The organism is Rheinheimera mesophila, from assembly GCF_000986865.1.
GTDB lineage: Bacteria > Pseudomonadota > Gammaproteobacteria > Enterobacterales > Alteromonadaceae > Pararheinheimera > Pararheinheimera mesophila.
The window spans coordinates 67,812-88,653 of the sequence record NZ_LAVS01000096.1 but is presented as its reverse complement, the minus strand read 5'-3'; the positions used below and the strand labels follow the sequence as shown (position 1 = coordinate 88,653).

Annotated in this window: 19 protein-coding genes and 1 tRNA gene; 11 read left to right on the top strand and 9 right to left on the bottom strand. The window is 47.5% G+C overall.

Going from position 1 to position 20,842, the window contains the following annotated elements; genetic code table 11:
• Positions 1–7 precede the first annotated feature (7 nt).
• Genes SD53_RS16980 through SD53_RS16960 form a run of 5 tightly spaced genes read left to right on the top strand, consistent with a single transcriptional unit; the run spans position 8 to position 6,307 of the window.
• Positions 8–823, top strand: coding sequence for an MBL fold metallo-hydrolase (locus SD53_RS16980; protein ID WP_046521378.1), 816 nt, complete (start codon positions 8–10; stop codon positions 821–823).
• Positions 817–3,024, top strand: coding sequence for a CHASE2 domain-containing protein (locus tag SD53_RS16975; RefSeq protein WP_241481853.1), 2,208 nt, complete (start codon positions 817–819; stop codon positions 3,022–3,024). The genes SD53_RS16980 and SD53_RS16975 overlap by 7 nt, the downstream gene beginning before the upstream one ends.
• Positions 3,025–3,042: 18 nt before the next feature.
• Positions 3,043–4,671: a GAF and HD-GYP domain-containing protein gene (locus SD53_RS16970; RefSeq protein WP_046521376.1), complete on the top strand. Its 1,629-nt coding sequence runs from the start codon at positions 3,043–3,045 to the stop codon at positions 4,669–4,671.
• Between the two features lie 12 nt (positions 4,672–4,683).
• Positions 4,684–5,496 (top strand): type 2 periplasmic-binding domain-containing protein, encoded by an 813-nt coding sequence (locus SD53_RS16965; RefSeq protein ID WP_046521375.1) that lies wholly within the window; start codon positions 4,684–4,686, stop codon positions 5,494–5,496.
• A 49-nt stretch (positions 5,497–5,545) separates the two neighbouring features.
• Positions 5,546–6,307 (top strand): TerC family protein, encoded by a 762-nt coding sequence (locus SD53_RS16960; protein ID WP_046521374.1) that lies wholly within the window; start codon positions 5,546–5,548, stop codon positions 6,305–6,307.
• Between the two features lie 34 nt (positions 6,308–6,341).
• Here the strand turns inward: SD53_RS16960 and SD53_RS16955 are convergent, their stop codons facing one another.
• The 4 genes from SD53_RS16955 to SD53_RS16940 all read right to left on the bottom strand — a co-directional run bounded on the left by SD53_RS16955 (position 6,342) and on the right by SD53_RS16940 (position 9,627).
• Positions 6,342–7,337: a DUF2955 domain-containing protein gene (locus tag SD53_RS16955; protein WP_046521373.1), complete on the bottom strand. Its 996-nt coding sequence runs from the start codon at positions 7,335–7,337 to the stop codon at positions 6,342–6,344.
• A gap of 17 nt (positions 7,338–7,354) precedes the next feature.
• Positions 7,355–8,419 carry an HlyD family secretion protein gene (locus SD53_RS16950; RefSeq protein WP_046521372.1) on the bottom strand — a complete coding sequence of 355 codons (1,065 nt, stop codon included), beginning with the start codon at positions 8,417–8,419 and terminating at the stop codon, positions 7,355–7,357.
• Entirely contained in the window at positions 8,416–8,868 is a 453-nt protein-coding gene (locus tag SD53_RS16945) for a MarR family winged helix-turn-helix transcriptional regulator (protein WP_052749446.1), read from the bottom strand. Before SD53_RS16945 ends, SD53_RS16950 begins: the two co-directional genes overlap by 4 nt.
• Positions 8,869–9,000: 132 nt before the next feature.
• Entirely contained in the window at positions 9,001–9,627 is a 627-nt protein-coding gene (locus SD53_RS16940) for a trimeric intracellular cation channel family protein (protein WP_046521371.1), read from the bottom strand.
• Positions 9,628–9,758: 131 nt separating this feature from the next.
• On the opposite strand from SD53_RS16940, the gene SD53_RS16935 reads away from it, so the two are divergent.
• Positions 9,759–10,733 (top strand): aq_1923 C-terminal domain, encoded by a 975-nt coding sequence (locus SD53_RS16935; protein ID WP_046521370.1) that lies wholly within the window; start codon positions 9,759–9,761, stop codon positions 10,731–10,733.
• An 89-nt stretch (positions 10,734–10,822) separates the two neighbouring features.
• Here the strand turns inward: SD53_RS16935 and SD53_RS16930 are convergent, their stop codons facing one another.
• The 5 genes from SD53_RS16930 to leuA form a co-directional block, all read right to left on the bottom strand.
• Positions 10,823–11,194: a DUF3718 domain-containing protein gene (locus SD53_RS16930; protein WP_046521369.1), complete on the bottom strand. Its 372-nt coding sequence runs from the start codon at positions 11,192–11,194 to the stop codon at positions 10,823–10,825.
• A gap of 276 nt (positions 11,195–11,470) precedes the next feature.
• Positions 11,471–12,073: a 3-isopropylmalate dehydratase small subunit gene (gene leuD, locus SD53_RS16925; protein ID WP_046521368.1), complete on the bottom strand. Its 603-nt coding sequence runs from the start codon at positions 12,071–12,073 to the stop codon at positions 11,471–11,473.
• Entirely contained in the window at positions 12,073–13,494 is a 1,422-nt protein-coding gene (leuC, locus tag SD53_RS16920; RefSeq protein ID WP_206539966.1) for a 3-isopropylmalate dehydratase large subunit, read from the bottom strand. The genes leuD and leuC overlap by 1 nt, the downstream gene beginning before the upstream one ends.
• Positions 13,494–14,576 carry a 3-isopropylmalate dehydrogenase gene (leuB, locus tag SD53_RS16915; protein ID WP_206539971.1) on the bottom strand — a complete coding sequence of 361 codons (1,083 nt, stop codon included), beginning with the start codon at positions 14,574–14,576 and terminating at the stop codon, positions 13,494–13,496. The genes leuC and leuB overlap by 1 nt, the downstream gene beginning before the upstream one ends.
• Positions 14,577–14,578: 2 nt before the next feature.
• Positions 14,579–16,150 carry a 2-isopropylmalate synthase gene (gene leuA / locus SD53_RS16910; protein ID WP_046521366.1) on the bottom strand — a complete coding sequence of 524 codons (1,572 nt, stop codon included), beginning with the start codon at positions 16,148–16,150 and terminating at the stop codon, positions 14,579–14,581.
• A gap of 477 nt (positions 16,151–16,627) precedes the next feature.
• On the opposite strand from leuA, the gene SD53_RS16905 reads away from it, so the two are divergent.
• The 5 genes from SD53_RS16905 to SD53_RS16885 all read left to right on the top strand — a co-directional run bounded on the left by SD53_RS16905 (position 16,628) and on the right by SD53_RS16885 (position 20,841).
• Positions 16,628–16,714 (top strand) — tRNA-Leu (locus SD53_RS16905).
• Between the two features lie 101 nt (positions 16,715–16,815).
• Positions 16,816–18,045, top strand: a complete 1,230-nt coding sequence (locus SD53_RS16900) for an adenosine deaminase family protein (RefSeq protein ID WP_046521365.1) — start codon at positions 16,816–16,818, stop codon at positions 18,043–18,045.
• 470 nt (positions 18,046–18,515) lie between these two features.
• Complete coding sequence (locus SD53_RS16895) at positions 18,516–18,716, top strand: hypothetical protein (RefSeq protein WP_046521364.1); 201 nt, start codon at positions 18,516–18,518, stop codon at positions 18,714–18,716.
• A gap of 134 nt (positions 18,717–18,850) precedes the next feature.
• Complete coding sequence (locus tag SD53_RS16890) at positions 18,851–20,269, top strand: sensor histidine kinase (protein ID WP_046521363.1); 1,419 nt, start codon at positions 18,851–18,853, stop codon at positions 20,267–20,269.
• Positions 20,266–20,841: a hypothetical protein gene (locus SD53_RS16885; protein ID WP_046521362.1), complete on the top strand. Its 576-nt coding sequence runs from the start codon at positions 20,266–20,268 to the stop codon at positions 20,839–20,841. Before SD53_RS16890 ends, SD53_RS16885 begins: the two co-directional genes overlap by 4 nt.
• Position 20,842: the final 1 nt, after the last annotated feature.

The following is a 20,842-nucleotide window of genomic DNA, read 5'->3' as shown; positions in this document are numbered from 1 at the left end:
GGTCATTATGCAAATTAAATTCTATGGGGTACGTGGCTCAATTCCGACTCCCGGAGTTGATACACAAGGTTATGGTGGCAATACCCCTTGTGTACTGCTGACCAGTCAAAGTGGTCAGCAGTTGATTCTTGATGCCGGGACTGGCATCAGGCTGCTGGGGCAAGAGTTGGCGACTGGTCGCGAAGAGCTGGTGCTCCTGCTTAGCCATAACCACTGGGACCATATCCAGGGCTTTCCTTTTTTTGCACCTGCTTATCAGCCGGGGCGTCAAATTCGTATTATTCCCGGCAAGACGTTAAACGCAGAGCATGACGCTATTTTAAGGCAAATGTCCGGTGAGTTTTTCCCGGTGGCGCCAGAGCAACTGCCATCACGAGTCCTTATTACTCCGCAAGACGCGGATCAGTGGCACTTGGGCGATTTTTTTATTCAACGCTGCTGCCTCAATCATCCTGGTTCTGGCAGTGCATACCGGATCAGTGCAGATGGACAAGCTATGGCTTATGTCACGGATAATGAACTTTTTCCTCCACAACAGGAATTTACCTCCAGAGCGCAGTGGCTGGACTTCGTGGCCGGGGTGGACGTGCTGATCCACGATGGCCAGTATCTGGACGCTGATATGCCTTACAAGCTGGGGTGGGGCCATTCGCTGGTCAGTCAGGCCGTCGCTCTGGCTCAGGACGCCAAAGTGAAAAAGCTGGTGATTTTCAGTCATGATCCGGCTCGGACAGACCAGCAGTTGGATCAGCTTGCGCAAGACTTGAGTCATCAGCAACCTGAAATTGTGATGGCCAAAGAAGGGGTGGAGCTCTGGTGCTGAGGTATTGGCGGCGTCATCAATGGATCATAGTCTGTGGCCTGCTGTTCAGTGCTGTGCTGGTGCTGGCTCAGCTCAGTGCAGTGTACTCCGCGCAGTCTGTGTTAAAACGACTGGACGGCTTGTTGTATGACAGTCGGTTAAAACTGATGTTGCCGTTCAGAGAAGTGACAGAGCTACCTGTGGTGATCGTCGATATCGATGAAAAAAGTCTGAAGCAATTAGGCCGCTGGCCATGGAGTCGTCAAATTCTTGCGCAGATGGTGGAGCAACTAACTGCGGCAGGTGCGTCAGTGGTGGCTTTTGATGTGATTTTTTCTGAGCCAGAACGCAACCCGGCACAGCAAGTGTTGCAGTCTGGTCAGCAGCACTTATCTTCTGAAGCTGCGGCTGAGTTGCAGCGGATAGCGCCGCAGCTTGATGCCGACCAGCAGTTTGCTGCCAGCCTTGAAAATAAAGATGTGGTATTAGGTTTTTTATTTCAGCAGGACCAACTGGCTGTGGGTCAGTTGCCTGAAACTTATGTCGTGTTGGACTCTCCGGCCCGGCAAAGTTCTGTCAGCCCGTTTGCCGGCTATGTAGCGAATACGGCTGTATTGCAAGGTCAAAGTGCAGGCACAGGTTTTATTAATTCATCCCCTGATCCGGACGGTTTTATCCGTCAGGCTGCATTACTGATCCGCTATCAGGATCAGGTGTATCCATCTCTGGCGCTGGAGGCCGCGCGTTTATATGCTCTTGCACAAGAGTTGAAGGTTGAGACAGCGGTTTTGTCGCAGATGAACAGCATAGTAGGAGTGACAGTAGGTAACAGCCGTATTAATACCGACTTATATGGCAGAGTTTTGATCCCTTATCGTGGACCAGCACGGAGCTTTCCTTATGTCTCAGCGGTCGATGCGGTACAGGGGACTGTAGACAAAACACTGTTCCAAGACGCCGTGGTTTTTGTTGGTACCTCAGCGGTAGGACATGCCGATCTGCGGTCTACACCTGTTGGCGTGCAATACCCCGGAGTTGAGGTGCATGCCAATGTGTTTGAGGGATTAATTTATCCGCACCTGTTGCATGCCCACCCGGATTGGGCCGAAGCTTTGGTTTTTTTATTTTTAGTGGTGCTGGGGACTTTGATGAGTCTGCTGTTTCCGGTGTTAGGCCCTGTCAGTCTGGCTTTGACCGGAGGCAGTTTGGTGATACTGACTTTGGCAGGCAATATCTACAGTTGGCATGTGTTGAAGTTGGATTTGCCTCTGACCTCCAGTTTGCTGCTGATCCTGGGGCTAACTTTACTGAATTTGATCTATGGTTTCTTCGGCGCGTCCCAACAAAAAGCCCGGATTAAATCTATGTTTGATCAGTACGTGCCTCCTGCCCATATCGATGAAATGCTGAATCATCCCGAAAGTATAAGTCTGGAGGGAAAACGAAAAGAAATGTCAGTATTGTTTGCAGATATACGGGGCTTTACCACCTTGTCTGAACAGCTATCTGCAACAGAACTAAAATCTCTGTTGAACCGCTACTTTTCACCTGTTACTAAAACTATTTTTGAACATCAGGGCACCATAGATAAATACGTTGGCGATATGGTGATGGCGTTCTGGAATGCGCCTTTGGACGTAAAAGCTCATGCTGAGCTGGCGGTAAAAGCAGGGTTTTCTATGTTGAGAATTACCGATGAACTGAGCAAAACATTTGTTCAGGAGGCTTTACCTGCCCTTGATATCGGCGTTGGCGTCAACACAGGCGAAATGAACGTCGGCGACATGGGATCAGAATATCGTCGGGCCTATACTGTGCTGGGAGATGCAGTGAATTTAGGGTCTCGCCTAGAAAGCCTGACCAAGTATTATGGCGTACGGTTTTTAGTCAGCGAAACCACAGTACAGCATTGCCAGAACATGAGTTTTCGCACCGTAGATAAAGTCAGAGTGAAAGGAAAGACTTCAGCAGTGACGATTTACGAGCCGCTGAGCCCTGAGTTTTTGAGTAACCCAGCTTTGGTTGCGGCCTGGCAGCAGCATGAGCAGGCGCTGTCACTGTATTTTCAGCAGCGCTGGCAGCAAGCCGAAGCGCTGTGGCGCGCGTTACAACAAAGCTCAGCGCATCAGTTATACCGTATTTATCTGGAGCGGACAGACTATTACCGTCGTCATCCTACTGGTACAGATTGGGATGGCGTCTATACTCATGCAGAAAAGTAGTAAGGGTAGTGAAATATAATGACTGAACCTTCAGTATTGCAGCATCTGATCGATATCAGTATTTCGTTATCGGTAGAGAGAAATACAACTCGTCTGCTCGAGCGCATTTTAACCAGTGCTCAAACCTTAACTCAGGCTGATGGTGGCACTATTTATTCGGTGACCGCAGACAAAAGTCTGAAGTTTGAGACCTTAATCAACAATTCGCTGAATTTGTACATGGGCGGTAGTTCTGGGGAGCCTATCCCTTTTCCGGCTATTCCGATTTATAAAGAGGGCCAGGTAAACCAACACGCTATTGTGGCCATCGCTGCGGCTGAAGGTGACATGATCCATATTCCCGACGTTTATGCCTGTCAGCAATACGATTTAAGTGCGGCGCGCAGTATGGACTTGCGTACGGGTTACCGTACCCAGTCTGTGCTGACTGTGCCGATGAAAAATCACGAAGGTGAACTCAATGGCGTCTTGCAGCTGATTAATGCCACGGTAGATGGCAAAGTGAGCGCTTTCCCCGCCCAGCAGATGGAATTGGTGCGTTCTTTGGCTTCGTTAGCGGCTGTGGCACTGACGAACAAACAATTGATTGAAAATATGGAGGAGTTATTTCAGGGCATCGCGCGTCTGATTGCTAAAGCGATAGATGAAAAATCACCTTATACAGGCGGACACTGCAAGCGGGTTCCTGAACTGACGATGATGCTGGCTGATGCGGTGCACAGTCATAACAGCGGACCTTTAGCTGATTTTAAACTGACGGAGGCCGATCGGCATGAGTTAAGTGTGGCAGGCTGGCTGCACGACTGCGGTAAAATTGCCACTCCAGAATATGTGATGGATAAAGCCAGTAAGTTACAGACTATTTTTGATCGGATAGAGCTGGTGGACGCCAAAATAGAAATTGCCAGGCGGGACTTAGAGCTGCGTTTTGCCGGACCTCTGTATCTTGCGTCTCACCAGCAGGATCAGGCTCAGGTGAACTTGTTACAGCAACAACTGGCGGAAGGCTTAGCCGCCTTGGATGCCGGGCGTGAATTCCTGCGAAAAGCCAATATTGGTGGTGAATTTATGGATAAGACGGATCAGCAAAAAGTGGCTGATTTTGGCCGCCAGACCCAAATTTGTATTGCAGGAACAGCGCAGAATTTGCTGTCGGACAACGAAATCTATAATCTGAGCATAGCCCGCGGTACCTTAACACCTGAGGAAAGGCAGATCATCAATCGGCATATGGATGTCACTGTCGATATGCTGGAGTCTTTGCCTTTCCCCAAACATCTGCAAAGAGTGCCAGAGTTTGCCTGCGGGCATCACGAAAAAATGGATGGCACCGGCTACCCTAAAGGGCTGACAAAAGATCAAATGTCGATACCCGCCCGTATGATGGCAATCGCAGACATTTTTGAAGCCTTAACGGCGTCCGATCGGCCTTATAAAGAGGGCAAACCTCTGAGTGAATGTTTAGCTATTATGGGCCGGATGAAAGAAAACCAGCATATAGATCCGGATCTGTTTGATATTTTTATCGAACGAAAAGTCTATTTGCAGTACGCAGAGCAATTTTTAAAACCCGGACAAATAGATAAGATTGATCACAGCCGTATTCCTGGTTACCTGCCTCCAGAGCAGCGTTATGCCATGAAATAGCCGGATAGCCGTATGTGTGAAAAAAACTACAGTCTGATGCGCTTTGTATTGACCATGTTGTGCGGTTTCTGTTTGTGCTGGAGTCTGCAGGCTAAAACCTATGTCATAGGCATAGAGCAGTTGGACTATTACCCACATTACGATTTTAAATCAGCTCAGCCCAGAGGTTATTTCTTTGATTTAATGCAGCTTTACAGCCAGTGGAGTGGCGATAAATTTGTGTTTAAAGCTCTGCCTGTGAAACGTTTATACAAAGACTCCGTTGAGTTGACGGACTTTGTTTATCCGGATAACAAAGCTTGGCAGCCGCATTTAGGTGTGGATGAACAGATCACTAAATATTACAGCGCTCCGGTGATCTATACCCTGGGAGCCACTATGGTGTTGCCGCACAAGCAGCAGATGAGATTGTCTGAATTTAAAGTACTGGCCAATATTCATGGCTTTTCGCCGACGCTTTGGATGAAACTGAAAAAGCACTATAAGTTTACTATTTTGGATGTGCCCGACGCTGAATCGGCCTTGCGTATGACTATTCGGCATAGGGTGGACGCGGCCAATGTTGAATACAATGTTGCTCTGTATCATCTTGAGCAAATGAAACTGCCCGGCGCTTTGGTGATGGCCGAGCATTTACCTTTCAGTAATCTGGCCTTTCATTTGTCCAGTCAAAAACATCCGGAGCAAATTCGGCGTTTTAATCAGTTTCTGATCGAACAGCAGGATCAAATCCAGCAGTTAAAACAGCGTTATGCTCTGGTGGAATACAGAGAACAACTGCCCACATTGCCAGTTAGCCAACAGGTTAAAGCTGAAATTCACTAATAAAGTCGCTACACTAGCAGCAGTGAATTAAAACCAATAGGAACTTGATATGTTTGAATGGATCGCCAGTCCTGAGGCCTGGATTGCGTTGGGAACTCTGGCGGCTTTAGAAATTGTCTTAGGTATAGACAATATTATCTTTTTATCTATTTTGGTCGGACGCTTGCCTGAACATCAGCGTGCTTTTGCCCGCCGTATGGGATTGGGTTTAGCTATGTTTGCCCGTCTGGCTTTATTATTTTCTATTTCCTGGGTGATGGGGTTAACAGAAACCTGGTTTACCGTGCTTGGTAATGAAATTTCAGGCCGTGATGTGATCTTAATAGGGGGTGGTTTATTCCTGTTAGCAAAATCCACTCAGGAGATACACCACAGTCTGGAAGGTGCCGACGAGGAAGAAAATGCGGGCCCTAAAGTGGTTGCGAATAACCTGTTTATGGTACTAATCCAGATTGCTATTTTAGATATAGTGTTCTCGTTGGATTCAGTGATCACAGCCGTGGGTCTGGTGAATCAGATTGAGATTATGGCTATTGCTATTATCGCTGCAGTATTAGTGATGATGTTCGCCGCTAAATCTATTGGAGACTTTGTTGATGCGCATCCATCGATTAAGGTACTGGCATTATCTTTCCTGATTTTGGTCGGTGTCACGTTAATGATTGAAGGTTTTGATGTGCATGTGCCAAAAGGTTACATCTATTTTGCTATGGCATTCTCTGTGGCGGTAGAGATGATCAATATCCGTATGCGTAAAGGCCGTAATGCGGTGAAACTGCATAAAGCCATGACGGAAGACAAAGCTGAATAGACTTCAGGTTCTGATCTGAAAAAAGCCCCGTGATTTAAGCGGGGCTTTTTCTTTCCAATGGCAGATACAGCAAGGTCGCCAGCACCAGAGTGATGACCACCGCTATACTGACGGAGCTTATCCGATACAATGCGCTGTAGATTAAATCCTGATCCGGTTTTACATACTGACCAAAGATAATGGCCATAGTGGTCATGCCGCCAAACGCCACTCCGGAGCCGGGCCCTTCCAGTTGTTGTGCTCTGGCGAAAATTAACAAGCCAAAAAAGAACGCCAGTAAGGTTAATGGCAAGTGCTGATAGTTGTCGTATAACAGCACCTGAGCTGCGATGGCATAAGCCGATCCCAGCAAAACTCCTGACGCCCGCTTTAGGCCAGCTTGCACTATGCCAGTGAAACTCATGGGAAGCAGGATCAGTATACTGCTGGCCTGAGCGGACAGAGAGTCCTGCAAATCCAGCAGTTGGAATACCACAAAAGATAAGGTCGCCAAAGAAGCAGCCACCAGGCTTTGTTGCTGCTGCTCAAGCGCTGCTTTCGCCGGAGGCAGTTGGATTGGCTGCTCCGGAACTGGAAAGAGCCCAATCATAGTGCCTGCTATCAGCAACGCCATCAGCACAGCCACTAAGGCATTGCTCAGCATCTGGCCCGGATCCATGCTGGGGTAGCTGGCAAAATGCAAAAAGATACTGCCATTGATAATAGCAATAGCAGCAAAGACAAACAGCGTGCCTTTGGCCATCAGGCGGAATAACCAGAGAAAATACACAAATACCAGTAAGCTCATCACCGCACTTAAAGCACCAAGCCAGCTGTACAACAGCACCATAGCGCCAGCCAGTAAATTGGCGGTGCAGTATTGCAGCACGACAAAAGGGGTCAGGCGTGGGATCAGGCCTAATAACAACACCGGACTGATAGTAAAAAATACTCCCCATTGATCGGAGTTTGTCAGTTTTGCCAGCAGTAAACCGAGACTGGCACCAAAAGCCAACCGCAGTACTTTATTAAAAGGGCTAGGGGCAAACATTGCGGGCTCTGTAATCTCTAGTACACATAATGCAGCAGACTAATAAGCTGGATTTGGCTTTTGGCTAACATCGCCATCAAGCCATGGTCTTTGGGCACCAGTTGTACTGTAGCCCGTGAACCAACCACTAAAGCTGGCGGCATCTGCTGTTGCAGTGCCAGATTGACTTTCAAACGCTGCGCATCACGTACCCAGCGGCTACTGCTGTCCGCTGTAGCTAAACGGCCATCTGGTGTACTTTGACCATTGGCAACGCCTGCATCTATATCCCGCACTGACGCTGTGAATACTTCACCGGGCAAAGCGTCAAACGTGATCAGAGCCTCCGTACCTCGCTGTACATGCAACAAACTTTTCTCCCGAAACAAAGCGCTGACCCAGCTTTGCTCAGTGGAAACCAAAGCTATAGTGGCCTGATGACTGGCTAAATTGGTCCCAACTTCCAGTTGTAAGTCGGTCACTACGCCATCAACATCGGCATAGACTTTGGTTCGTTCCAGCTCCAGTTGGGCTAAGGCCAACTGATTACGGGCTTGTTTAATTTGCACCAGTTCCTCGGTTGGCATACCGAGTTCAGCTTCACGTTCTGCTAAATTGGCTGTGCTGGCCTGTAGTTCTGCTTTGGCTTTAAGCACGGCGGTTTGGCTCTGCTCCAGTTGCTGACGAGGGATCAGTTTTTGACTGTAAAGTTGCTGATAACGCTGATCTTCTCTTTGCACCTCCTGCAAAGTAAAACGTGCCTGATCGACACGGGCAGATGCGCTTTGCAAAGCAGCATTTAACTGACGATTATTTTGCTGACTTTGCTGCAGTTGTAACTGAGCCAATTCCAGTTTGAGCTGGTAGTCTGTTGGGTCGAGTTCAAATAACAAATCGCCTTTTTTCACCTGCTGGTTATTTTGCACCGCAACAGCGACCACGCGGCCAGGGACTTGTGGAGCCACCTGCACGACATAACGTTGTACTAAACTGTCAGTGGTGACAGGCATATACAAATCTGCGGCCAGATAATAAGCAAACACCAGCGCAAACAGCGTCAGGGTCCATTTTACCCAACGGTTAAACAGTTGCTCGGCGCTCATGTCAGATCCCCACTTTTTTGGTCCTGCAACAATATCGCTGCCTGCTGCAACACCAGACTGAGTAACAGTGGAAACTCCTGCTGCTGTTGTGGGGTCAGTTTGGCTAATAATTGTTGCTGTAGCGCGCTGCGCTGTTCATTAATCGCAGCGACTAAATCTGTCGCCGCTGGCCGTAAAAACAGAGCCTTCTGGCGTCTGTCCTGTTCTGAAGGGCGGCGTTCAATCAGCCCCTGTTTTTCCAGTTGATCCAGCACAGGCACCAGGGAAGGGGTCTCTACAGCGAGCAGACGGGCCAATTCAGTTTGGCTAAAGCCCTGATTCTCAGCGATATATACTAAGGCGATGCCAGAGCTTTGTGTCAGCCCCTGACAGGCCAGTTGCTTATCCAATAAACAACGCCATTGTCGCGATAGTTGGTGGACTTGCAGGCCTAAACTTTGAAAACTCATAATTTGCTCGTTAATAATTAGGAAGCTAACTATATTTTAGTTAGCCTCCTAATCAATTTCAAGCTGCAGTACGGACAATGATATGTTTTTGTATAAATAAAAGAATACGAGTCTACTGCTGATGATGTGAAGTTAACGCAGGTCGTTGGCCTTTTTACCGAACACAGGAATAGTCAAATGCCAGCGGATAGCCGCCAGACGCAAGGCTAACAACGCTGCCATACCAATCAGCATAGCGGGCATCTGTGCAACACCAAAACCAAGCAATTGCACATAAACGAGCCCACCAAAAATACAGGTAATCGCATAGAGTTCGCCACGAAATACCATGGGTATTTCACGACATAACACGTCCCGGATCATGCCTCCGCAGACTCCACTCATGGTGCCCATCATAATTGCGACAAAACCCGAGGTACCATGGTCCAGTGCTTTTTGGGTGCCCATAATGACAAAAAATGCCAAGCCAATAGCATCAGCAATTTGTAAGGTATTGTTGGGGATCAGCACTCTGTTGCGGACCGCTAGTATGGTGAATCCAGCAGCCGCAAATATCGCCAAAAAATAGCTATTATCACTTAACCAGATCACAGGAGAATCCAGGATCAGGTCACGTAAGGTCCCGCCGCCTATAGCTGTCACTGTGGCCAGTACTATCACACCAAAACCATCCATTTGTTTGCGCCATGCCGCCAAAGTACCGGAAATCGCAAACACAGCTATGCCTAATAAATCGAACCAATGAAAATAGATCTCCATACCACACCAAAAACGAAGATGAATGACATCAAATTAACAGGCTTTTACACTGAATCACAGGTTGAAGCAGGTGTTTTATTTTCTGCTCATGCTAGTATGGCGCCGTTAGTTTTGTGGAAGGAAGACAGAAGATGGCGAAAAAGGTTTGGCTTGGAGTTGTGTTGGTGTTGTCTGCCAGTGCCGTGGCAGGTTTTTTGTATGCCAATCATCATGCAGAACAGCTGATGGCAGGCCATATCGAGCGCAGTAATCAGCAGTATCTGCAACTGGCTGAGCAGGGTGATATGCCACCTATCCAGATGAGCTACAGTGAGTTATCCGCCAATGTGATCACCTCCAGCTATAAAATCCAGAATTTGCATATCGGAATTGCCGGTATGGGAGACTTGGTTAGCGTAGGTCAGGTCGAACTGATTGGTTTGCAGCGGGAGGGCTTACCTAAAGATGGTGCTGCCCGCTTAAAAGATCTGAAGCTTGCTCCTCAAGCGCTGGCGGCTTTGCCCAAAGACCTGGCTGATTACCTGACGACTTTAGTGATGGAGATGAGCTACCAGTACAAGTACAAAGAAAAAACAGGTGAACTGACGTTTCAGCAGGAATTAAGAGTCGATCACCACTTCAGTCTGAATTATCGTTTTGCACTGACTGGGGTAACAGAATTATGGCAATTTGCTGAAAATATCCATGGCTTGACGCCTGAACAGCAGCAGCAGCAATCCGAGCAACCTGACTATCTGCCCGATTTGATGAAGAGAGTTGGAGCTATAGGTGTAGCCAGTGGTTCTTTTGAAATCGAAAACAAAGCGTTTTTACAACAGCTTTTCGAGCAGTTGGCTGCGGCCCGGATGACTACAGACTATAACAGCTCACAACAACAACTCAGTTCGGCGATCATGCAAAACCCACAGATCCCTGCTGTGATCACTGAGCCCGTGCTGAACTTTTTAAAGCAGCCTGAGCGATTAAAGCTCAGTTTCCAATTTCAACAGCCTCCTACTTTTTCTCAAATGCAGGACGGTTCAGCACTGGCTGGTATTGAAACTGCTGAGGATTTTATTAATTTCGCAGGCCTGACTATTGAAGGCAATGCGGTTTCCGGGCGTTGATTAAATCAGTACTAAACTGTCTGAATCAAGGATAACTAGTTCAGCGTGAAGAGAAAACGGCCCTGTTCGGGCCGTTTTTAGCAAGACTATTAGTCCTGGCCGATACGGGCTTTAATATCGTTGATCAGTGGAGAAGCACCAAAACCATTGGCTGCAGCCCAGGCTTCCAGATCTTCAGCCACTAAAGCTTTCGCTGGCATCTGTTTTACAAAAAATGAGCCAGTTTCGTAAGCATCACTGCGCATCGCAAACTTAATTAAAGATTCGCCATTGCACTGAATCGCATCATAAATTTTACGAACATTGACTTTATTGTCCGACAACACTTTACGGACACGGTTTTTGTCGTCGGCTTTGGTGTATTCACACAAAGAGACGGCCCATTGATCCTGAGCCAAAGCTGCTGGTGTTGCCGCAAAATAAGCGCCAACCGCTGCTGCTACTATCAGTAATTTCTTCATAAAATACCCCTTAGAGGTGAGTAGGTGAACTGGTAAAATTGATAATAATGAAACTATATACTGCCAGATACTACTTTGCCAAGTATTACCTGCATTTTTTCATAAGCAAGTAGTTGAATAAAATCAGTAGTTTATGGCTGGATGTCTGGATGGAGCGATAGTGAGAAGACAGAGACTTGCCTCTCCCGTCTCACATTCCAAGCGGGTGGCATTTCAAAGGGGAGCGTGGTGGCCATGGACGGGCCGCGACAAGCCGCGGCCCCTACTCAAGCCTGGTTAACCTAACCAAGGCTGCTGACTGGCTCGTTGTTGTTCGTAGCTGCGGATTTGTGGGGCAAATTGTTCGCTGACACCAATAAAATCCAGGCCACTTAATAAACGCTGCTTGATGTCCGGGTCAATCTGAAAACCCACAGCGGCGTTGTTGCCCAGAATAATCTGCTGGCCGGCCAAATCAATTTTCCATTCCTGTGTGCCTTGTTGGCAGCGGCTGAATAAAAACTCGATATTGGATGCACTTAAGCTAATCAGCAGCATGCCGTTGTTGATGCTGTTATTAAAGAAAATATCAGCAAAACTTTCGGCAATCACCACGTTAAAGCCATACTGCTGAATAGCCCAGGGCGCGTGTTCCCGGCTGGAGCCACAGCCAAAGTTAGCCCGGGTCAGCAAAATAGATGCACCCTGGTATTGCGGGGCATTTAACACAAAGTCAGGGTTAGGCTGACCATCGGCCAGATAACGCCAGTCGTAAAACAAGGCTTGTGCAAAACCATCGCGGCTGACCGAGGTTAAAAATTGCTTTGGAATAATCTGGTCGGTATCGACATTGTTTTTATCTAAAGGGCAAACCAGGCCCTGTGCAAAAATCTGGCTCATTAGTTTGCTCCTGCTGCACGTTCTACATAAGAAATATCAACAAATCGGCCGGCAATAGCAGCAGCGGCGGCCATAGCCGGGCTGACTAAGTGGGTACGGGCGCCACGGCCCTGGCGGCCTTCAAAGTTACGATTTGAGGTGGAAGCGCAGCGTTGGCCTGCTTCAACACGGTCATCGTTCATGCCTAAGCACATAGAGCAACCCGGTTCACGCCATTCAAAACCAGAAGCTTTAAAGATATCGGCTAAACCTTCGGCTTCGGCCTGACGTTTGACCTGACCAGAGCCTGGTACTATCAAAGCCCGCACACCGGACGCCACTTGTTTACCCTGAACTACAGCAGCAGCCTGACGTAAATCTTCAATCCGGCTATTGGTACAGGAACCAATAAACACCACATCCACTTTCAGATCCGTTAATTTCTGGCCCGCTTCAATGCCCATATAAGTTAAAGCACGGCGCGCGGCGTCGGCTTTAATTAAATCGCTGAAGGACTCAGGCGCTGGAATGGGTTGATCGACAGCTATCACCTGCTCTGGGTTGGTGCCCCAGGTCACTTGCGGTTTGATGTTTTCTGCGGCAATAGTCACTGTTTTATCAAAGACGGCATCGTCATCGGAGTACAGGCTTTGCCAGTAAGTGACTGCTGCATCCCAATGTTCTGCTTGAGGTGCATGAGGTTTGCCTTTTAAATAAGCAAAAGTCACTTCATCCGGTGCTATTAAACCGGCTTTCGCCCCCATTTCTATGCTCATATTACACAGCGTCATCCGGCCTTCCATGCTCATACCACGAATAGCTGAGCCACAGAATTCAGCGACATAACCATTACCGCCAGCCGTACCTAACTGGCCTATCACCGCCATAATCACATCTTTAGGCGTGACAAAAGGCGATAAGGTGCCGGTGATTTCCACTTTTAAGGTTTTTGCCACTTGCTGCTGCAAGGTTTGAGTGGCCAGTACATGTTCTACTTCAGAGGTGCCAATACCAAAAGCGATAGCGCCAAAGGCACCATGAGTGGAGGTGTGGGAATCGCCGCAGACAATAATCATACCGGGCTGAGTTAAACCCAGCTCAGGGCCAATCACATGCACTATGCCCTGATCCGGGTGCATTAAATCCAGCAAAGGCACATTAAATTCTTTGCAGTTGGCGGCCAGTGCTTCCAACTGTTTGCGCGAGGTTTCGCCCGCTGCATCTATGCTGCGTAGCTGAGTCGAGACATTGTGATCCATAGTGGCATACGTTAAATCCGGGCGGCGCACAGTACGGCCAGCCTGACGTAAACCGGCAAAAGCCTGTGGGCTGGTGACTTCATGAATTAAATGCCGGTCGACAAATAATAAGTCGGTGCTGCCGTTAACCGGCGCCACTACATGGCTTTGGTAAATTTTCTGGTATAAGGTCTTCGCCATCATTAAACTCTCTTTGTCTCTATAGCATGTAAGGCGGCAATGACTGCGGCGCCTACCTCTGCTGTGCCATAACTGGAAGTTGCATTGATATCTCTGGTCACTATGCCTTGCTCTAAAGTACTGGCCACGGCTTGCTCAATAGCACGGGCCGCTGCTTCTTCCGCAAAGCTGTAACGCAGCATTAAAGCCGCACTTAAAATCTGGGCTATAGGGTTGGCAATACCTTTGCCTGCGATATCCGGTGCTGTGCCCCCCGCAGGTTCGTACAAACCGAATTTGGAGCCGTTTAAACTGGCGGAAGGCAATAAACCTAAAGAACCGGCAATGGCGGCTATTTCATCCGACAAAATGTCGCCAAACAGGTTGTCGCATAACATCACATCAAAATGCTGTGGCGCCCGGATTAACTGCATAGCCGCATTGTCGATATACATATGTTCCAACTGCACCTGTGGGTAGTCTTTCGCGACACGTTCTACCACTTCACGCCATAACACACTGGTTGCCAGCACATTGGCTTTGTCGATGGAGGTGACTTTGTTGCGGCGTTTGGTGGCGGCTTCAAAAGCCACCCGGCTGATACGTTCAATTTCAGCCACGCTGTATTTTTGTGTATCAAAAGCCGCGTCTTCGGTACGGCCTTTTTCACCAAAATAAATGCCGCCTGTCAGTTCACGTACACATAAAATATCCATGCCCTGACTGCTGATTTTTGGGTGCAAAGGCGATAACTCAGCAAAAGCCGGGTAAATCTGGCCTGGTCTTAAATTACAGAATAAATCAAAGGTTTTACGAAGCGGTAATAAAGACGCACGTTCTGGTTGCTGAGCCGGTGGCAGGCTGGTCCACTTAGGGCCACCTACAGAACCAAACAAAATAGCATCACTGCTTTTGCATAATTCCAGTGTCTGTTCCGGCAAGGCCACGCCCGTCGCATCAATAGCAGCACCACCAATTAAAGCTTCAGTGCTTTGAATATTGAACCCAAATTTATCAGACACCACAGCCAGCACTTTTAACGCCTGAACCATCACTTCAGGGCCTATACCATCTCCGGCCAATACGGCAATTTTATAGTTTTTCATCATCATTTCTCTGTCTGTGATTCAGATAAACGGCGCGCCTGCTTGGCGGCATCCACCTGTTTGCTGCGTTCAATTAAATTTAATACGTGCACATAAGCCAAGACTGAAGAGCGCACTATGTCAGTGGCTAAGCCTGCACCGTGATAACGGCGGCCCTGATGTTCGGCAATAATATCCACCTGGCCTAAAGCATCTTCACCACTGCCTTTAGCCTGTAAGTTAAAGTCGACCATCTTGACGTCTGTGCCGACAATACGCTGAATAGCCTGGAATGAAGCTTCCACCGGGCCATTGCCTGTGGCGGCTTCAGTGTGGGTTTGACCATTGATGCTGATGCCGACTGTAGCGCTGGCGACATGGCCGGTATGAGTGGAAGAACTTAAAAACTCCAGTTTGTAGGGTTCGTTGGTGTCCTGTAAGTTCTGGAAAAACACCAGCGCTTCTAAGTCGTAATCAAAGACTCGGCCTTTTTGGTCCGCCAAAGTGACAAAAGCTTTGTAAATTTCGTCTAAGTTGTAGTCTTCAGAGGTATAACCCATCTCGCTTAAACGGTGCTGGATCACAGCACGGCCAGAGCGGGAGGTCAGGTTTAATTCGTTCTGACGAATACCCACTTGCTCAGGCGACATGATTTCGTAAGTGTTTTGCGCTTTTAATACACCATCCTGGTGAATACCTGAGGAATGGGCAAAGGCATTTTCGCCAACAATGGCTTTATTCGGCTGAATAGGCATATGGCAAATCTGACTGACCAAATGGCTGCTGCGATAAATTTCAGTGCTTTTAATGTCGGTGTAAAACGGCAGAATATCCGGGCGGGTTTTGATAATCATCGCCACCTCTTCTAATGAACAGTTACCGGCCCGTTCACCTATACCGTTGACTGTACATTCAATCTGACGCGCACCAGCCTGAACGGCACTGATGCTATTCGCTACCGCCAAACCTAAATCGTTGTGGCAATGCACACTTAAAATGGCCTGATCAATATTCGGCACTTTATTGCGCAGGTCGGTAATAATGCGGGCAAATTCATTCGGAATGGTGTAGCCCACCGTATCCGGAATATTAATAGTGCGGGCGCCAGCTTTAATGGCGGCTTCGACAATACGGCATAAATCATCAATAGGGGTGCGGCCTGCATCTTCACAGGAGAATTCGACATCATCGGTGTAACGGCGCGCCAGTTGAATAGCGGCAACAGCCTGTTCTGTGGCTTGTTCTAAAGTGCGGCGTAATTTGTACTGTAAATGCAAAGGGGAGGTGGCAATAAAAGTATGAATACGGCGACGTTCGGCATTGGCCAGCGCCTGACCACAGGCTTCAATGTCCGCACTGACAGCCCGTGCTAAACCACAAATAATCGGGCCTTTGACTTGGGTTGCTATGCTATGCACTGACTCAAAGTCGCCAGGGGAGGATACCGGAAAACCTACCTCCATTACATCGACATTTAAGCGGGCAATAGCGTGCGCTAGCTGAATTTTTTGTTTATGGCTTAAACTGGCCCGCAAGGCCTGTTCGCCGTCTCTTAAGGTGGTGTCAAAAATCCAGACTTTGTCCTGACCACTCATCACATTTTCCTCATTGATTGATTCAAACCCGTTTTGGTGGCCTTGGTTAAAACAAAAAACCCCGGCCTGTGGCACGGGGTTTTTGGTTTACTGGTACAGTCGTTTTACCAATGCACAAAGCCCCGTGGCCTGTTGAGGAGCACGAGGAGAGTGAGCAGGTTAGCGAAACGCTGTGTTAAATTCATTGTTGTTTGAGTCTTCATTGAGTCTAATTTATACAACTGTGGTTAGTAATATCACGGCCATTTGGACATTGCAACAGTATAGACGGCTAAATATCTAAGTATTTTTGTCTTTATGTCCGTTGCTGAATGATTGTTTTTGCAACAACAGCAGTGAAACAAGCTTGTTTTTGTTGAAAAATTAGGCGTTTGATGTTTTTTTTCGGTTTTTTTATGAAAAACACATGACGAAAGCCAGTTATTCAGCATAAAATGCGCCCCGTTCTGCCAGTGTTGTCAAACACACTCTGCTCATGCCCGGGTGGTGAAATCGGTAGACACAAGGGATTTAAAATCCCTCGCTCGAAAGGGCGTGCCGGTTCAAGTCCGGCCCCGGGCACCACTTCTCTCCTGTTATCCTGATACATTTCCTTTTAAATTCCTGTTCTGCTACTTAACTGCTATAACTAAAACACTTTGCTTATTTTGCAGGTTTATTCTGTTATGCATTTTTACTCTCTTGATTTTATTAAAGAAATGCCAAAATCCGATCTGCATTTGCATTTAGATGGCAGTTTACGTTTAGACAGTCTGATTGAGATGGCGGCTAAAGTCGGCGTAAAGCTGCCGAGTCAAACGGTGGAAGGCTTAAAAGAGCTGGTATTTAAAGACAGCTACCAGAATCTGGGCGAATACCTGCATTGTTTCCAGTATACCTGCGCTGTGCTGCGCGATATGGACAATCTGGAGCGGGCTGCCTATGAGCTGGCCATCGACAACCAGCTTGAAGGTGTGAACTACATCGAAGTGCGTTTTGCACCTCAGTTATTAATTGACTTGCCATCCGGCATAGATTTTGACCGGGTGATGCATGCAGTCAACAATGGTCTGAAACGAGCGCAGCAGCAATACAATAGTCAGGCTTTGGTGCTTAGTGGCGATAAACCTGCTTTTGCCTACGGCATTATCAACTGCGCTATGCGGATGTTTGGCGACAAAGGCTTCTCTCCTTATTACACCAACTTGTTTCAACTGATGCGGGATTTCAGCCCTATCGAAGTCATTAAGCTGGCGGCCATGGAATTAGTGCGCGCCAGTGTGCGGCTGCGTGATGAAGCTGGAATTCCTATAGTGGCTCTGGATTTGGCAGGGCAGGAGTCGGGTTATCCGGCCAGCAAATTTAAAGAAGTGTACGAGTTTGCTCATCAGCACTTTTTGCTAAAAACCCTGCACGCCGGTGAAGCTTATGGTGCTGAAAGTGTGTTTGAGGCCATTACCGAGTGTTATGCCGACCGTATCGGCCATGGGTATTCGTTGTTTGTGCCGGAGATGATCCAGGACCCGGCCATCAAAGATAAACAAAAGTACATTCGTGAACTGGCGTCTTACATCGCCGACAAACGTATTGCCATTGAAGTCTGTTTAACCAGCAACCTGCAAACCAATCCGGCAATCAGCGATATCAAAGCGCATAAGTTTGGCGATATGCTGGACCATCGTATCGCTACTGTGATTTGCACCGACAACAGGCTGGTATCAAACACCACTGTCAGCCGTGAATACAAACTGGCGTTGGATAACTTTGATATTCCGCTAAAACGCTTAAAAGATATGGTGGCCTACGGCTTTAAGAAAAGCTTTTTTCCGGGCAGCTATGTCGAAAAGCGTCAATACGCTAAACAATGTTTAGAGTACTTCGACAAAGTCGCACAAAAATACGGCTTTATTAATTAAGCTGCTGAATGAGGCTCAGAGTAAAAATTTAATTTTACTTTGAGCCTAATTAGATAGATCCCGCATTCGACTCACTTTTCGCTGTAAATTCCGCATTTTGCTGCTTTCGTAACTTATTGAAATTTAATTGAATTATCACTTCTTAATGATTCCTGACAAAAGTGTCGCAAAAAACATACATGTTAAGTTATTGAAATTTAACAATATTTAATTGCCCCTCGTTTTGCTGTTGCTAATTAGCGACAGATCTTTTCGGGTTTCGGTTCAGTTTCAGCCAGGAATGAAATAAATTCTACATAAGCTATTGATATTTAATCATTAAAAATTAATTTTAAAACTTGGCACAGACTCTGCATTTGTAAGTTCGTAACGGTAAATTAGGTAAGAGGTACGCAGTTGTTACTCTTACCTAATTTACCGGCAGGCTCAGCAAAAGGCTGAAATGAACAGTAGTAAAGACGGGGTGAATTATGGACTTATTTTTAATCGCAGCTATCGCATTCTTCATGGTGAACGCTTTTGTATTCGTTACCTACATGCGCAAAATTGATTTAAACGGCACTGCAGTTTTAGAGTTAGAGCGTGTTCAGGCCGCTGATGCTTACGCCCGCACTGCTGCTAAAGTACGTAAAGCCCGCGCTTCAGTCGCGTTGGAACAAGCCGCTAACTAAGTTGTTGCTTTGTATAGAAGAAAAGCCGGTCTCTGACTGGCTTTTTTGTTTTATGCGCAGCCATCCGTGGTGCTTAACCTACTTCTGTAAATCCGTTATGATAAGCGCCTGATTTTTCGTGGAACCCTGTCCTGATGCGAATGCCTGTTCAGCCTGCTTCCTTGCGGCAGTTTGTGTTACTCAGTTTTTTTATGGCCTTGATCCCGCTTGGGGTTTTGTTGTGGCAAAGTCACAGTGCTTTATCTGATGTCAGCCGTTATGCCATCGCTGAAGCTGAAAGCTCAGTGGCCAATGTGCGCCGTGCTGAGAATATGCAAAAGCTGGTGAATGATATTGAACGTTCGGTATTGCAGTTCAGTATTTTAAAAACCGATGCCTTGTCACAACTGGCGGCCACGCATTTAAATAACTACCAGCAGAATCTGGGATCTGTTTGTCTGAACCTGGCCCAGCCTGTGCTCTGCGCGCAGCAGCAAAAGCAACTGGAATTATTGTTTGACAGCTATCTGCATGAAAGCAATGAAGAGCTGAGCCCTATTCTGCAAAAAATCCGTCAGCAGCAGGTGCAACTGACTCAAGTGATTTGGGCTTTGCTGGAACAACGTTTGCAACAACAGCAGGTGTATGCCGAAGAAGCACAAAGCCACCTGGCCTGGCAAACTGTGGCTTTAGTGGTGTTGACTTTATTGCTGGTACTGTGGGCCTCTGCCCGTATTACCGCGCCTGTGAAAATGCTCGATACCATGATCCGTTCTATAGGTCAGGCCAGTCACCACTTCCCACATGACAAAGTGGATGGTCCACGTGAATTGACTGAACTGGGTGAACAGCTACGCTGGCTGGCATCCCGTTTACAGCAACTGGAAGCTTTACGACTGATTTTATTGCGCCATGCCTCCCACGAACTTAAAACACCTTTGTCCAGTATCCGTGAGGGCTGTGCTTTACTGAGCGAGCAGTTGGTAGGTCCGCTGAATGCCCAGCAAATGGAAGTGGTCAGTTTACTGAATGGCAGTGCAGACCGTTTGAGTGTGCTGACAGAGCAACTGTTGGATTACAACAAGCTACTGCAGCAGGCTAAACCCGAGTTTGGCTGGCATGACAGCCACACTCTGCTACAAAATTGCTTTAACGACCATGCGTTATCTTTGCAGCAACGTGAACAAAAAATTGTGCTGGATTGTCAGCTCCCGCGGATTTACACCGACTCTATGCTGTTCCGGCGCATTCTGGATAACCTGATTAACAATGCTCAGGCGTATGGGGCTGAAGGCAGTAATGTCTGGGTCAATTTACGTCAACATGATAAATTCATGTTGTTGGATGTGGCGAATAACGGCACCCCTATTCCTGCCGAATTGCGGGCCAAATTATTTGAACCTTTCCAGCGTGGTAAAGCCCCACGTTTTGATGCAGTACAAGGTTCAGGTTTAGGTTTATCTATTGTCGCCGACTGCGCCCGTTTATTAGGTGGTCTGGCGGAAATTATCGATGTGAATTACGCCGATGTATGTATTCAGGTGCGTTTGCCTTTAGTTGAGGATGCGGTATGAAAGTTTGGTTAAGTCTTGGCCTTTGTCTGGTGTTAACGGCCTGTCAGGGGGTAAAACCTGTAGTACCAGTGGTAAATAAAACCATACCCAAAGTTGAACCGGTGCAAACCCAACAGGTGGAACCGCCTAAACCTGTAAAGGCAGAACTGGCGATCGCTGACGATGCTTTAACTTTGCAAGCCTGGCGCGATTTCCGTGCCCAATTGTTATTGATGCCAGTGGCGGAGCGGGATTTATTATTGCGCAGCTTTAAAACCAGCCCTGTCACCACTTTGCAGACGCTATTAATAAAACTGCACCCTGATAGCCCTTATGCGGTGCGTTTTGCGGCTCAAACTCAGTTGAGCGACAAACTAACCACTTTGCCTAAAGGCTTAGCCGATTTGTTACGCTGGGATTTAGCCTACAACCAAAAATTACTGGAAAGTGAATCTGCAGTGACAGCGTTATCGCGTTTAAATGCACAGCAGCAAGAGCAACTGGACAGGCTACGTCGGCAAAGCAAAGATTTGCAGAAGAAAATTGATGCATTGACACAAATTGAAGCCAAATTAAATCAGACAGGAAATTAAG

Coding starts and splice junctions, on each gene's coding strand:
- leuD (WP_046521368.1), bottom strand. CDS start 12,073: ATGAGCCAGATTTTTGCACAGGGCCTGGTTTGCCCTTTAGATAAAAAC.
- SD53_RS16960 (WP_046521374.1), top strand. CDS start 5,546: ATGTTTGAATGGATCGCCAGTCCTGAGGCCTGGATTGCGTTGGGAACT.
- SD53_RS16980 (WP_046521378.1), top strand. CDS start 8: ATGCAAATTAAATTCTATGGGGTACGTGGCTCAATTCCGACTCCCGGA.
- leuA (WP_046521366.1), bottom strand. CDS start 16,150: ATGAGTGGTCAGGACAAAGTCTGGATTTTTGACACCACCTTAAGAGAC.
- SD53_RS16930 (WP_046521369.1), bottom strand. CDS start 11,194: ATGAAGAAATTACTGATAGTAGCAGCAGCGGTTGGCGCTTATTTTGCG.
- SD53_RS16965 (WP_046521375.1), top strand. CDS start 4,684: ATGTGTGAAAAAAACTACAGTCTGATGCGCTTTGTATTGACCATGTTG.
- leuC (WP_206539966.1), bottom strand. CDS start 13,494: ATGATGGCGAAGACCTTATACCAGAAAATTTACCAAAGCCATGTAGTG.
- SD53_RS16955 (WP_046521373.1), bottom strand. CDS start 7,337: ATGTTTGCCCCTAGCCCTTTTAATAAAGTACTGCGGTTGGCTTTTGGT.
- SD53_RS16970 (WP_046521376.1), top strand. CDS start 3,043: ATGACTGAACCTTCAGTATTGCAGCATCTGATCGATATCAGTATTTCG.
- SD53_RS16885 (WP_046521362.1), top strand. CDS start 20,266: ATGAAAGTTTGGTTAAGTCTTGGCCTTTGTCTGGTGTTAACGGCCTGT.
- SD53_RS16890 (WP_046521363.1), top strand. CDS start 18,851: ATGCGAATGCCTGTTCAGCCTGCTTCCTTGCGGCAGTTTGTGTTACTC.
- SD53_RS16945 (WP_052749446.1), bottom strand. CDS start 8,868: ATGAGTTTTCAAAGTTTAGGCCTGCAAGTCCACCAACTATCGCGACAA.
- SD53_RS16950 (WP_046521372.1), bottom strand. CDS start 8,419: ATGAGCGCCGAGCAACTGTTTAACCGTTGGGTAAAATGGACCCTGACG.
- SD53_RS16900 (WP_046521365.1), top strand. CDS start 16,816: ATGCATTTTTACTCTCTTGATTTTATTAAAGAAATGCCAAAATCCGAT.
- SD53_RS16895 (WP_046521364.1), top strand. CDS start 18,516: ATGGACTTATTTTTAATCGCAGCTATCGCATTCTTCATGGTGAACGCT.
- SD53_RS16940 (WP_046521371.1), bottom strand. CDS start 9,627: ATGGAGATCTATTTTCATTGGTTCGATTTATTAGGCATAGCTGTGTTT.
- leuB (WP_206539971.1), bottom strand. CDS start 14,576: ATGAAAAACTATAAAATTGCCGTATTGGCCGGAGATGGTATAGGCCCT.
- SD53_RS16935 (WP_046521370.1), top strand. CDS start 9,759: ATGGCGAAAAAGGTTTGGCTTGGAGTTGTGTTGGTGTTGTCTGCCAGT.